Source organism: Natrinema sp. LN54 (assembly GCF_052439245.1).
GTDB lineage: Archaea > Halobacteriota > Halobacteria > Halobacteriales > Natrialbaceae > Natrinema > Natrinema versiforme_A.
In genome coordinates this window covers 270,450-282,534 of the sequence record NZ_JBQVRP010000003.1, presented here as the reverse complement: position 1 = coordinate 282,534, position 12,085 = coordinate 270,450, and the positions used below count along the sequence as shown (strand labels likewise).

11 protein-coding genes and 1 tRNA gene are annotated in these 12,085 nt (G+C 66.7%); 5 read left to right on the top strand and 7 right to left on the bottom strand.

Annotation, left to right across the window (positions count from 1 at the left end):
* Positions 1-77: 77 nt before the first annotated feature.
* Positions 78-251: a DUF5786 family protein gene (locus ACT4ML_RS10700; protein WP_229504785.1), complete on the top strand. Its 174-nt coding sequence runs from the start codon at positions 78-80 to the stop codon at positions 249-251.
* Positions 252-400: 149 nt separating this feature from the next.
* On the opposite strand, the gene ACT4ML_RS10695 is transcribed toward ACT4ML_RS10700, so the two are convergent.
* Complete coding sequence (locus ACT4ML_RS10695; protein WP_444720855.1) at positions 401-1,489, bottom strand: YkgJ family cysteine cluster protein; 1,089 nt, start codon at positions 1,487-1,489, stop codon at positions 401-403.
* Between the two features lie 121 nt (positions 1,490-1,610).
* Here ACT4ML_RS10695 and ACT4ML_RS10690 point away from each other — a divergent pair, with 121 nt between their 5' ends.
* Positions 1,611-1,856, top strand: coding sequence for a DUF7561 family protein (locus ACT4ML_RS10690; RefSeq protein ID WP_444720854.1), 246 nt, complete (start codon positions 1,611-1,613; stop codon positions 1,854-1,856).
* Positions 1,857-2,012: 156 nt separating this feature from the next.
* Here ACT4ML_RS10690 and ACT4ML_RS10685 read toward each other — a convergent pair.
* Positions 2,013-2,101 (bottom strand) — tRNA-Gly (locus ACT4ML_RS10685).
* A 200-nt stretch (positions 2,102-2,301) separates the two neighbouring features.
* On the opposite strand from ACT4ML_RS10685, the gene ACT4ML_RS10680 reads away from it, so the two are divergent.
* Positions 2,302-4,170, top strand: a complete 1,869-nt coding sequence (locus tag ACT4ML_RS10680; protein ID WP_444720853.1) for a helicase C-terminal domain-containing protein — start codon at positions 2,302-2,304, stop codon at positions 4,168-4,170.
* Positions 4,171-4,244: 74 nt separating this feature from the next.
* Here ACT4ML_RS10680 and ACT4ML_RS10675 read toward each other — a convergent pair whose 3' ends face one another.
* The 3 genes from ACT4ML_RS10675 to ACT4ML_RS10665 are packed head-to-tail and all read right to left on the bottom strand — an operon-like array spanning position 4,245 to position 6,757.
* Entirely contained in the window at positions 4,245-4,367 is a 123-nt protein-coding gene (locus ACT4ML_RS10675) for a hypothetical protein (RefSeq protein ID WP_444720852.1), read from the bottom strand.
* A 37-nt stretch (positions 4,368-4,404) separates the two neighbouring features.
* Positions 4,405-5,631 (bottom strand): class I SAM-dependent methyltransferase, encoded by a 1,227-nt coding sequence (locus ACT4ML_RS10670; protein WP_444720851.1) that lies wholly within the window; start codon positions 5,629-5,631, stop codon positions 4,405-4,407.
* A complete protein-coding gene (locus ACT4ML_RS10665; RefSeq protein ID WP_444720850.1) occupies positions 5,624-6,757 on the bottom strand; it encodes a 60S ribosomal export protein NMD3 in 1,134 nt (377 codons plus the stop codon). Before ACT4ML_RS10665 ends, ACT4ML_RS10670 begins: the two co-directional genes overlap by 8 nt.
* 207 nt (positions 6,758-6,964) lie before the next feature.
* On the opposite strand from ACT4ML_RS10665, the gene ACT4ML_RS10660 reads away from it, so the two are divergent.
* Both ACT4ML_RS10660 and ACT4ML_RS10655 read left to right on the top strand, forming a co-directional pair.
* Positions 6,965-7,924 carry an AEC family transporter gene (locus tag ACT4ML_RS10660; protein ID WP_444720849.1) on the top strand — a complete coding sequence of 320 codons (960 nt, stop codon included), beginning with the start codon at positions 6,965-6,967 and terminating at the stop codon, positions 7,922-7,924.
* A gap of 243 nt (positions 7,925-8,167) precedes the next feature.
* On the top strand, positions 8,168-8,626 hold the full coding sequence (locus ACT4ML_RS10655) for a hypothetical protein (RefSeq protein WP_444720848.1): 459 nt from the start codon (positions 8,168-8,170) through the stop codon (positions 8,624-8,626).
* 74 nt (positions 8,627-8,700) lie between these two features.
* Here ACT4ML_RS10655 and ACT4ML_RS10650 read toward each other — a convergent pair whose 3' ends face one another.
* Both ACT4ML_RS10650 and ACT4ML_RS10645 read right to left on the bottom strand, forming a co-directional pair.
* Positions 8,701-10,374, bottom strand: a complete 1,674-nt coding sequence (locus ACT4ML_RS10650) for a Coenzyme F420 hydrogenase/dehydrogenase, beta subunit C-terminal domain (RefSeq protein WP_444720847.1) — start codon at positions 10,372-10,374, stop codon at positions 8,701-8,703.
* Complete coding sequence (locus ACT4ML_RS10645; protein ID WP_444720846.1) at positions 10,364-12,064, bottom strand: nitrite/sulfite reductase; 1,701 nt, start codon at positions 12,062-12,064, stop codon at positions 10,364-10,366. The genes ACT4ML_RS10650 and ACT4ML_RS10645 overlap by 11 nt, the downstream gene beginning before the upstream one ends.
* Positions 12,065-12,085: the final 21 nt, after the last annotated feature.

The following is a 12,085-nucleotide window of genomic DNA, read 5'->3' as shown; positions in this document are numbered from 1 at the left end:
TTCGTTTTACGCGATCAGCAGATGTGATGGACCGTTACATTAATAGTCGCGACGCCCCTACCATGTCTATACTTACCATGTCAATGGGTGCCTATGACGAGGACGAGCACGAGCGCCGCGAACAACAAGCATCGAAGGTCGACACCGATTTCGACGACGAGCGGACGATCTACCGCGGCGAGGTCGAGTACGATTCGGGCGATTCCACCGAGGAACTCCTCGACCGGTTCGAACAGATGAAATCGGACTAGTGCCGACCGGCGGTGCGTTTCTCCTCTTTTGGCAGGGGTTTCCGCGGGTCCAGAGTGCAGTCCGTCCGTTCGAACCCCCCTCGACTCGTCCGCTCTCGTTCGCACGCCATCGAATTCGTACGACTTCGAACGCACTCGCGCCGAACCGGTCACTCGAGGGCGTCCCAGCCCGGGGTTTCGGGTGCGCCGCGGGCCGTTTCGACGGCGTCGGCGACGGCCGGTGACGGAACGGTCCCGCCGGCCGCCCGGTAGCGCCGGTTCCAGTCGCGGATCGCTGGCCCGACCCAAGACCTCTCTTCCGAAGCGGTCGATTCGCCGTCTCCGCCCTCATCCTCGAGCACCCGCGCTTTCGCCCGCTCGAAGTGGTGGTCGGAGATTGCCAGCGTTCCGGGGCTCGAGGCGGCGGCGACCGCGATCGCCTCGGCTCGATCCGCCCGCGTGAGGTCGCCGTTCGCGGCTCGCTCGACGATGCCCTCGAGATCGGCCGGCCGCGGATGGCAGAACAGTTTCGCGCCGATCGCCTGCGAGCCGAGCAGCAGTCCGTCCGGGTCGTCGTGATCGGCCTCGCACAGCCGGTCGCCGCCGAACGCCGCCTCGACGCGTTCGCACTCGGTCGCCTGCTCGAGCGCGAGGTTGCGTTCGGGGTAGGCCCCACACTCGTCGGGATAGCGGTCGCTCCCGTGAATTCGACACTGCAGCGTCGTCGGATCGAGAAAGACGCAGGTCGGGAGCCACGTCGGCTCCTCGCGACCGAACGGGGCTACCGGCTTCGGCGGTTTTCGGAGGCCCACGAAGAAGACCGGCCGGCCCGCGACGGCGGCGACGGTGTGGCCGTCGATGTCGACGCCCTCGTCGTCGGCCCCGTTCCCTCGCGGCGCGCCGCTCGCGGGTCGTTCCTCCCCGCTCGAACCGCTGGAGCGCTCGCCGCGGGCGTCGCGGGCGTACCAGAACCGCGGTGTCAGCGCGTCGGCCATCCCCGCCTCGAGGAACGCCCGTACCTCGTCGCGGGTCAACGGGACGAAGTTCGCGTCGTCGTCGAGCGGCTTCCGGGACGATCCCTGCTCGTCGCCGCCCTCGGTGAACGGGTCGCGCGACCGCTGGCGTCGGCGGTTGGCTCCGCCGTCGCCTCCGCTTTCGGCGTCGGTGTCTCGAGCCGCGGCCGTCGCTCCGTCCTCGCGTTCGAGCAGCGGTCGCCAGTCCATACAACAGCCCGCACAGCCCTCGCAGTTCACCTCCATACGCGGCGGTACGCCGCTGTGGCCTATAACCGCTGTGCGGACTCCCGCCGCCCGGGCCTCGAGCGGCGCGACCGAGTCCGACGGGAGAACGACTTTGACCGTCGGGCACCCACGCCAACGTATGTCGAAGGACTCCTGTGACGGCTGCGGCCGAACGGTCACGGTGTCGGGCGGGATCGCCAACCTCTGGTCGTTCGGCACCGACGCCGGCACCGTCGGGACCGCGATGACGCTGGAACTCGAGGACGGATCGTCGCATCTGCTGTGTTATCCGTGTATCGAGGCGCTGCCGGACTATCCGACGGTCGAGGACATCGAGCGGTTAGAACGGGTCGACGAGGAGACCTCGCAACTCGGCGTGCTGTAACGTCGATCGATCCGGGCGACTCGGCGACGATTATCGGCCGCAAAAAATGTCGGACGTCGGAGCGTGGAGGCGAGTGTGACGGTCACGGTGCACTGCGCCGTGGCGACGCGAGCACGACGGCCCGCAGTCGCGTCCACGGCAACCCGTAACCGTGAGCGGAAGGGGTGGGATTCGAACGCCACGGGGCGAAATGCCGCCGCGGAACCAAGTGGCACCGCGGTGCTCTACCGCTGAGCGACCCTTCCGCACGTCGATCCGACGGCGGATCTCGTATTTGTAATCGGCCGGCTACCCCCTCGTCGATAGCCGGCCGTTTCCCGTAGGTGCGTGATACTCGACGGTAGCCGGCGGTTTCGACGGCGCTGCGGGTCCGGTCCCTCTGGAACACTGCAGCGGGCGCAACGGTCCGCAGCATTTAGGACGCGGCCGCCCCGTGAGACGAACGGTGAATCCCGAGCGGATCTTCGAGGAGTTTCCCGCGCCGAGTTACCGCGGGACCCAACAGCAGGCCCTCCGCGACATTCGCGACGCGTTCGCGGCCGGTAACGACGTCGTGCTCGTTCGCGCGCCGACGGGCAGCGGCAAGTCCCTGCTCGCCCGCGCCGTCGCCGGCTGCGCTCGCCGCGCGGACGAAGGCGACCCCAGCGACGCCACCGGAGCGTACTACACGACCCCGCAGGTCTCCCAGCTAGACGACGTGGCGGCCGACGACTTACTGGCCGATCTCAACGTCATCCGCGGGAAGTCGAACTACACCTGCATCCTACCGGAGGAACGCGACACGCCGGTCAATCAGGCCCCCTGCGTGCGAGAGCGGGGCTACGACTGTTCGGTCAAACACCGGTGTCCGTACTTCTCTGACCGGGCGATCGCGTCGAACCGCGAAATCGCGGCGATGACGCTGGCCTACTTCATGCAGACCGCCGGGAGCGAAGTCTTCCGCAAACGCGACGTCGTCGTCGTCGACGAGGCCCACGGCCTCGCCGAGTGGGCCGAGATGTACGCGACCATCCAGCTCGGCCCGCGGACCGTCCCCTTCTGGGACGACCTCCGCGTGCCCGAGATCGACGGCATCGAGCGCGCCGTCCGCTACGCCGAGAACCTCGCCGGCACCTGCGAGCGCCGCAAGGACGAACTGCTCGCACAGGACTCGCTGTCCCCCGGCGAGGTGCGCGAACGCGACCGCCTCCAGGAACTCATCGGCGAACTCGAGTGGTTCGTCTCCGATTACCGCGATCCCCAGAGCCCGACGACGTGGCTGGTCGACCAGTCCGAACTGCGGTCGGGGTCGCGCGATACCGATGATGAGGGCGACGAACCGCAGGGCGGCCCGCTGACGATCAAACCGATGAACCCCGAGAAGTACCTCCAGCACACCGTCTGGGACCGGGGCAACAAGTTCGCGCTCCTCTCGGCGACGATCCTCAACAAGGCCGCCTTCTGTCGACAGGTCGGGCTCGACCCCGACGATGTCGCACTGGTCGATGTCGAACACACCTTTCCCGTCGAGAACCGGCCGCTGTACGACGTGACACAGGGGAAGATGACCTACGAGGAGCGCGACGAAACGACGCCGAAGATCGCCCGCACCATCGTCCGCCTCATGCAACACCACCCCGACGAGAAGGGGTTGGTCCACGCCCACTCCTACGATATTCAGGAGCGCCTCGCCGACCTCCTCTCCGATTTCGGCGTCGGCGACCGGATTCGGCTCCACGACCGCGACGGCCGCGACGCCGCCCTCGAGGAGTGGAAAGCGAGCGACGACCCCGACGTCTTCCTCTCGGTGAAGATGGAGGAAGCGCTGGATCTCAAGGGCGATCTCTGTCGCTGGCAGGTCCTCTGTAAGGCCCCGTTCCTCAACACCGGTGACTCGCGGGTGGCCCACCGACTCGAGGAAGGCCAGTGGGCGTGGTACTACCGCACGGCGCTCAGAACCGTCATTCAGGGCTGTGGCCGGGTCGTCCGCGCGCCCGACGACTACGGGGCGACGTACCTCGCGGACTCGAGTCTGGTGGACCTGTTCGATCGCGCGAAGACGGACATGCCGGACTGGTTCGAGGCGCAGGTCGACCGCATGGAGCGGCCGGACCTGCCGGCGTTCGAGCCGCGGTCGGCGCTCGACGGGACGGCGTCGGGAACCGGCGGCCGATCCCGTTCGGGCTCCGGAACTGGAGCCACGAGCCGGGGACGAGCCGACGGCGCCGACTCCGGCGGCCGCGACGGGGGGTCGTCGTCGCGCTCGAGCCGGTCGGGATCGGGCCGCTCCTCCCGTTCGAGTCCGCTGGCGGACGTCTGGGACACGGACGAATAGCGGCGACCGGATAATCATTTTATTGATACTACGTCGGACTGCGTCGCGTCGGAGCCCGTGAGCCCGGCGGCCCGTTAGAAGATCGCCGTCGCGCCCCACGCGACCATCGAGGACACCATGAGGACCGCGAAGACGAGCGCGATGAGCTGATTCTTGTCCATAGACGACCGGATTCGCTCCGCGTGTATCAATCCCACGACCGCCGCCGCGAACCGTCGGGCCGCTTGCGACTCGCTACTCGAACCGGGCGTCGACGACGACGTGTGCGACGCCCGCGCTGTGGCTCTTCACTCGGCGCTTCTCGAGCACCTCGAGTTCGCGCCCGGCGGCGGTGCCGGCGGCCTCGAGCCGCTCGAGCGGCCGGTCCCAGAGCCGCGGCTCGGGGGTCGCCTCGTGGTAGTGGACGACGCCGCCGGGGACGAGCGCCGCGAGGGCGTCGTCGAGGAAGTCGTGCGCCTCGCCGGTTCGCGCGCCGTGGTCCGGGCTTCCGTCGTCGTCGCTCGAGCCGTCCGAACTGCCGTAGTAGCCCATGACGACCCGATCAGCTTCGATTTCCCCGGCGAGATCGCGGCAGTCGGTCATGTAGGCGTCGACCCGGTCGCCGACGTCGTTGAGCACGGCGTTCTCGAGCAGGTAGCGGAAGGCGGTCGGGTTGATCTCGGTCGCGGTCACCCGCGCGCCGGCCCGAGCCATCGGGAGGGTGAAGTAGCCGATCCCGGCGAACATGTCGAAGACGTGCTCGTCGTCGCTTCCGATGTCGCCCATCCGAGCGCGCTCGGCCTGATTCCCTGGCGAGAACATCACCGTCGCGGGGTCGAGTCCGTACCGCGTTCCGTGCTCGGTGTGGATCGTCTCCGTATCCTGCTGGCCCGCGATCAGCCGGGTCCGGGGCTCGCGGTAGGTGCCCGCCGGCCCGTCGTTCGCGATCCCCTCGTCGGCCAGCACGCTGTCGGCCTCGCCGTGGAGTTCGAGCAGGGCCTCGCCCAGTTCGGCCTCGTCGGGACAGCCCGCGGGCACCGTCACGAGGATCACCGACCCGATCACCGCCCACGATCCCGGCACCGACTCGAGGTCCTCTTCGCTCCAGCCCCGGTCGGCCAGCAGGTCTTCCAGATCGGGATTCCGCGGCTCGGGCTCGAGTTGCCGGACGACCTCGAGCACCCGCGTCTCGGTCGGCGGTTCCGTGATCGGCAGGGCGACGCTGTCGGGGTCGTCCTCACGATCACCTTCGGCTCGCGTTGCGGTGGCGTCCTCCCGGTCGCGTTCGCCTCGCGCCTCTCGGACGCGCCGCGTCTCGTCGTAGACCCCCTCGGCGCGCAGCGACTCGATGGCGGTCTCGGCCCGGTCTTTCGCGACGATCGCGGCCAGCGGGGCGTCGGCCTCCGCTCGCTCGAGGACCTCGTCGACCGCGGGCTCGAGGGCGTCGTCGGCCGACGGCTCCGGCGCGTCCTCGTCAGTCATCGCTCCCGTCGCTCTCGTCGGGCAGAATGTGCAGTCCGGCGCGGCTCTTCAGGACGGGCACGGTCTCGGCATCGGGGTCGAAGTAGTCCGGCCGCGAGACGGTCTTCGCCCGAAACGTCTCGGGGTCGAGTACCTGCACCGCGTTGTCGTCCTCGACGGTGACGACCGTCGCTTCGGCCGCGTCCTCGAGGTCGCCGAGCCTGCGCGCGTCGGGCGAATTGCCCTCTTCGTAACTCGCCTCGTAGCGCTTGCCGGTCGTCACGCGGACGCCCTTGAGGTTGCCGCGGGCGCTGCGGACGAGGACGGGGCCGCCGTCGTCGTCCGCGAGTTCGATGATCTCCCCGGGAGTGTAGGGCGGCAGGCGGACGGCGAAGGTGACCCGATAGACCTCGTTGCCGTCCTCGTCCTCCGTGACGAGGGTTTCGGCGTCGTTGACGGTGCCGCCGAACTCCTCGATCATCTTGTTCGAGATCTTCTTCCCGATCTTGTTGGTCGAGACCTTGACGTTCAGCCCGTCGTCGACCTCGCCGACCTCGGTGACGAAGGCGTTGCGGTCGCCCGTGGCCTCCATGTCCGCCACGATCTGGTTCGCGATCTCTTTGGCTCGCTCGGTCTCCTCGGTCGTCGGGGTCCGATCCTCGGCGCGGATCTGGACGATGCTGGCGTAGTAGTCGCCGGCGATCCGTCCACATCGGGTACAGGTCTGGCGGGCGATCTTGACCGGCACCGTCACCTGCTCCTCGACCGGCGTTCCCCGCACGACGCCCGTGAAGTAACAGTGCATCCGGATCGTGTTCTGGTCGACCTGCTCGGGGTCGATCTGCCACGCGACGTCCTCGACGTCGACGTGGACGGCCAGCGCCTCGCTGACCTCCTCGATCGCGATGTCCGTGTAATCCTCCGCACCGACGTCGACCCACCGGTTGCCCCGGTAGACCGCACCGCACCGGGAGCAGACGCGAACGTCGATCCGGTCCGGGGCGTCCACGAAGTCGAAGTCCTCGAAGTAACAGGCGTCACAGAGTTCGACCTCCGCACCGGGTCGCAACGGATCGTTCGCGTCGCTCGCCGACCGCTCGGGAACTGGGTCCCCGCACCGGGGACAGAACGCACGCGATTCACTCATTGGCCCCGCTTGGGGTCTCACGGAGTTAAGGAACCCGTTCTCCCGGCTCGAGCCAGTCGTCAGCACGGGCACCGTGTAGCGCAATCGCAAGCCACATATCACGTGCAGAGAGTATCACGCCGCGTAATGCAGATGCAGGACGCGACTGTCGCCCGATCGATGGCTCGCTCGAGTCGAACGCCTCGTCGTGAGGGTGAGCGCTGATCGATGGCTGACCTCGTCGCGATCTTCGGCTCCGCGGTCGGTCCGATCGTCGCCATCGCGGCCGTCGGCTACGTGCTGGCCACGGTCAAGGAGATCGATCCGGAGCCGTTGAACACGGCCGTCGTCTACGTGCTGGCACCCGCGCTGGTGTTTCACAGCCTCGCCGTCACGGAACTCGCGGCGTCGACGCTCCTGCGGGTGACGGTCGGCATCGCCGCCTTCACCGCGGCGATGTGGGGGATCGCGGAAGCCGTCGGTCGCACCGTCGGCGAGCGGGAGCCGGCGTTGAGCGGGCTCGTCCTCGTCGCTATCTTCTGTAACTCGGGGAACCTCGGCATCCCCGTCTCCGACTTCGCGTTCGGCGAGGTCGGCCGCCAGACCGCGGTCCTGTTCCTCTCGGTCCAGTCCGTGCTGATGTACACCGTCGGCGTCTACGTCGCCTCCCGGAGCAGCGGGTCGGCCGGCCTCGAGGGCGTCCGTCGGGTGTTCTACATCCCGCTGGCCTACGCCGTTATCGCGGCGCTGCTCGCGCGGGCGCTGGGTCTGGTGCCGCCCGCGGACGCGGCGGCGATGGAGACGATCCAACTCGTCGGCGACGCCTCGATCCCGCTCATGCTTTTGATTCTGGGCGTTCAGCTCGCGAGGGCCGATACCGCGTCCGCAGTCTCTCGAGCCTGGCCTGCGACGGCCCTCAAGATGGGCATCGCACCCGTCATCGGACTCGGCATCGCGCTCCTCATCGGCTTCGAGAATCCGACCGTCGCGCGCGTGTTCGTGCTCGAGACGGCGATGCCGGCCGCCGTGACGCCGCTGATTCTGGTCATCGAGTTCGCCGGCAGCGCCCGCACTGACGGGGTGCTCGTCTCCGAGTACGTCTCGACCTGCGTCTTCCTCACAACGCTGCTGGCGATTCCGGTGTTGACCGTGCTGATCGCGATCCTGCAGTCCGGGGTCGTCATCTGAGCACGTTGCGGATCCGTCCCAGATCAGAACGGAACGACCGGTCCACCGAGAGCTATTGATTCTCTCATTCGAAGACGTACTGTGTCATTCGTCGACGGCAGTACCTGTCATCCCGTGGTTATCCGTGCGATAGCCCGGTTTACCAGTAGTTGGTAAGACGGGCTCGTTATTCAGAGGTGGCCACACGACTCGCGTTCGATATAGACAAGACGTTTATCAGAGCCGAGTGACAGCTATCGTACGATGGGCAGACCGACGACGGCGTATGTCACCGCGACGATTGTCGCGGCTGTGATAGGAGTCGTTGGGGTGTGGCTCCCGTGGGTTCGAAAGCGCCCGGCCGGCTACAGAGATGGCCGACCGATCTATACCGCGGAATACGTGTCGGGCTTGGAAACCGGCCTTCGTGGTATCGACCCGTTCGTCATTGTGCTCGTCGTGGCCGTCGTCGGCGTCGCCGTACTAGCACGATACCGAACGTGGCGACCGGATATTGCACTCATCAGTGCCGGTTGTCTGTTACTCGTGGTATCCGGTAATACCCTTCGCAATTACTGGTCAGTTGAACGGTATGCGGTCGAACCGGGGCTATATCTCCTGCTTGCCAGCGGTCTCCTTTTCGTTCTCATCGGAGCAGGCGCACTGCTCAACCGGCGCGTTATACCCGGTACAGATGAGACCCCTGACCCACGAGTCGAGTAGTTCGAACACGTAGCTACCGGAAATCGAACGGCGAAAAATCGACGAAGCCGAAATCCGACTCGAGTCCGCTCCGATCAGTGACCGTCGTCGTGCGGGTTCAGCGTGGTCCCGTAGTTCTCGGCGTGGTCGGTGTACTCGATGAACCGCGGCGCGTCGGGGTCAAACGGTCGCTCGAGGCTCTCGAAGGCCTTCTTCTTGTCCCAGCCCTGCAGCTTGCCGACCGCGGACTTGTCCTCGAGGTCGTGGTAGTCGAGCTTGGGCTCGGTCAGTTCCCACGCGTCCATCCCCTGCTCGGTGCGGACGATGACGCTCGAGTACTCGTCGGAACTACCGACGGAGCCGACGGTGATGTCCGAACAGAAACCGGTGAAGTCGGCACACTCGTCACAGCCCTTGAGCGCGGCGTCGTGGAAGTTCTCGATGTCCTCCTCGACGATCATCTCGCCCTCGTGGTCGTAGACCATCATCTTGCCGTTGAGGACGTCCATCTTGCCGATTTCCGACGGCGAGATGCCGCGTTGCTCCTCGAGTTGCTCGCCCATGAGGCTGTGGTAGTTGAAGTTCTTCGTACACATCAGTGCGATGGTGTAGTCCACAGCCCGAATACCCTCGTTCTGGGCCTGATAGTCCCACTCGAAGTCCTGCAGGGCGCGGATGCCCTCGATCTCACACGGCGTGCCGACGATCGCGATGCTGAGCTCGTCCCAGGACTTGTCGGGGAGCTTGTGCTCCCACTGTCCGAGGTCGAGGTTGCCAAGTGCCATCGTCTGGTTGTAGACGGTGCCGGCGTTTGCGATGAGTTCCTCGGTCGTCGTCGCGAGGTAGCTCTCGGCCTTCCACTCCTGTTCGTCGCTCTCGGTCGCGACGAGCGCGCCGTCGATCTCGCCCTCCTCGAGCAGCGTCGAGAGGATGCCGGTGACGACGCCGCCGTCCTGGGCCTGATCGGTCCAGTCGTCCTCGACCTTCGCGGAGAACTCCGTGATCGGGTCGCCCGCGCCCTTGACGTTGTCCTCGCCGCCGGTGATCTTCCACTGGCGCTCGTAGCGCAGGCCGCCGCGGGGACAGAAGTCCCAACACATCGAACAGCCCGTACACATCTTGACCAGTTCCGGGTGGCCGTCGTCGCCGATGCCGATCGAGTCCGACGGGCAGGCGGCGACGCAGGTCCCACACTGGATACACCGGCCTTCGTCGATGACGGCCTCGTCCAGTTCCATGAACCAGGTCTTCTCGTCCGGCGTCTCGATGTCGTTCATCCGGGACCGGATCGAGTACTCCGGCGTCTCGAGTTCGACGCCGTCGGGTATCCCGACGCGTGCGTCGGGCGAGCCGTTGTCGACGTCCTGGCTGACGTTCTCGGCGGGCTCGGTGAACTCGAGGTCGCCGAGTTCGCCCATCTCGTCGACGTTCGCTGCGCCGGCGCCGTCCGTGGCGACGCGCTTGTCGCCGGTCGATTCGGCTGCGGGTTCAGCGGTCTTCTCACCGCAGGTACAGGTGTCGGGCGAGCAGCTGTCGCCCTCCGCGTTCGCGCCGCCGTCGGTCGCGATCGCGCCCTCTCGAGCGTGGTCCGTTCCCTCTCGGGAGCGAGACCCACCGCTGCCGGCTTCGGGGACCATGACCGCGTCGTCATCGTCGTCCGAGTCGGGAACGCGGGGGAAGCGACGCTCGTCCTCGCGGCTCGCGTATCGCTCCGCTCCCGCTCGCTTACTCGAGGACTCACTGCGTTCGTCCTCGCTATTAGTCCCCATGGGCAACACCTCGTGCGACCGGCGCATCGGCGTCTTGCATGATCGTCCGCAGTTCGCCGTTGTCGACGCCGCGACACCACTCGTAGAACTTCTCGCCCTCGTCGCGGTCCGCCGAGTAGGCCTCGAACAGTTGCTCGAGCGCCGGGATCACGGAATCGGCGGGGACGGCGTTCTCGACCCAATCGAGGAACTCGTTGTCGGCGCCGAGCGAGCCGCCGAGTCCGAAGTCCATGCCTTCGACGATGTTGTCGCCCTCGGCGTTGGTGGAATTCTCGTCCTCGAGTTTGACGGTCTCGCCGCGGAAGCCGATGTCCGCGATCTGCGGTTGGGCACAGGAGGCCGAGCAGCCGGACATGTGCATCCGGATGGCCTCGATGTCGTCGGGCACGTCGATGCGGTCGTCGAGTTGGCGGGCCCAGCGCTTGGTGCGCTTTTTGGTCTCGATGATGGCGTAGTTACAGAACTCGTTGCCCGTACAGCCGACCGCGCCACGGGAGAACGGCCCCGGATCGGGGCTGTACTCCTGTGCGAACGGCTCGGCCAGCAGGTCGTCGACGTTCTCGTCGGGGATGTGGGTGATCAGGAAGTTCTGATCGGTCGCCAGACGCACGGAGGCGTCTTCGGTCCCGTACTTCTTCGCGGCGCGGGCGGCCGCGGCGAACTCGTCGCCGCCCATGCGGCCGGCGATCACGTTGAAACCGACGTAGTTGAGCCCGTCCTGTTTCTGCTCGTGGACGCCGACGTGGTCGCCCTGATAGCCGACGGTCAGGTTGTCGCCGCCGGTCGGCAGGTCGATCGTACAGCGGTCGCGGACGGCCTCCTCGAACTTCTCGGGGCCCATCTGCTCGACGAGGTAGCGCATGCGGCAGACGCCGCGGTTGTTGCGGTCGCCGAGTTCCTTGAACGTCTGGGCGACGGCGCGGCAGAACTCGACGGCGTCTTCGGGTCGGATGAAGACGTCGAGTTCGGAGCCCATTCGCGGGCCGTCGGAGAGGCCGCCACCGACGCGGGCGTGGAAGCCGTAGAGGTACTCGCCGTCGATCTCTTTCTTCGCGGGGACGAGTCCGACGTCGTTGATCTGGGACTGCGCGCAGTCGTGGGCGCAGCCGGTGATCGTGATCTTGAACTTCCGCGGGAGGTTGGCGTACTCGCGGTTCTCGGTGAAGAAGTCCGAGACGGCCTCGATGACCGGCTGTGCGTTGAAACACTCGTGGTCGTCGAGTCCGGCCGCGGGGCAGCCCAGCACGTTCCGGGCCGAGTCACCGCAGCCCTGGACCGTCGTCAGGCCGACCTCGTCGTAGCGCTCCCACATCTCGGGTACGTCCTCGACGCGGATCCAGTGTTTCTGGATGTCCTGTCGGGTCGTGATGTCGAGGTAGGCGTCGCCCCAGAGTTCGTTCTGTTCCTCGCCGCCGTACTCCTCGGGGGCGACGGCGTAGTCCTCGGTGACTTCGCCGATCACTTCGGCCTGCTCCGGCGTGAGCTTCCCGCCGGGAACCTTCGTCCGGATCATGAAGTAGCCCTCCTGCTTCTGGGCGTACATGCCGGCCCACTTCAGGCGCTCCCACTCGCCGCCGCCAGCGCGCTCCTCGATCTCCTCGAAGGAAAGCTCCTCGTCGGCGTAGTCGTAGACGTCGTCGATAACGTCGAGCGGGTGCTTGTTCTGTTTGTATTGTTCCGTCGTATTCACGCGAACCACCTCGTGGTTCGT

What these genes read in the sequence shown, in the direction of transcription:
- ACT4ML_RS10700 (WP_229504785.1), top strand. Translation starts at nt 78, where the DNA reads ATGTCAATGGGTGCCTATGACGAGGACGAGCACGAGCGCCGCGAACAA.
- ACT4ML_RS10695 (WP_444720855.1), bottom strand. Translation starts at nt 1,489, where the DNA reads ATGGAGGTGAACTGCGAGGGCTGTGCGGGCTGTTGTATGGACTGGCGA.
- ACT4ML_RS10690 (WP_444720854.1), top strand. Translation starts at nt 1,611, where the DNA reads ATGTCGAAGGACTCCTGTGACGGCTGCGGCCGAACGGTCACGGTGTCG.
- ACT4ML_RS10670 (WP_444720851.1), bottom strand. Translation starts at nt 5,631, where the DNA reads ATGACTGACGAGGACGCGCCGGAGCCGTCGGCCGACGACGCCCTCGAG.
- ACT4ML_RS10665 (WP_444720850.1), bottom strand. Translation starts at nt 6,757, where the DNA reads ATGAGTGAATCGCGTGCGTTCTGTCCCCGGTGCGGGGACCCAGTTCCC.
- ACT4ML_RS10660 (WP_444720849.1), top strand. Translation starts at nt 6,965, where the DNA reads ATGGCTGACCTCGTCGCGATCTTCGGCTCCGCGGTCGGTCCGATCGTC.
- ACT4ML_RS10655 (WP_444720848.1), top strand. Translation starts at nt 8,168, where the DNA reads ATGGGCAGACCGACGACGGCGTATGTCACCGCGACGATTGTCGCGGCT.
- ACT4ML_RS10650 (WP_444720847.1), bottom strand. Translation starts at nt 10,374, where the DNA reads ATGGGGACTAATAGCGAGGACGAACGCAGTGAGTCCTCGAGTAAGCGA.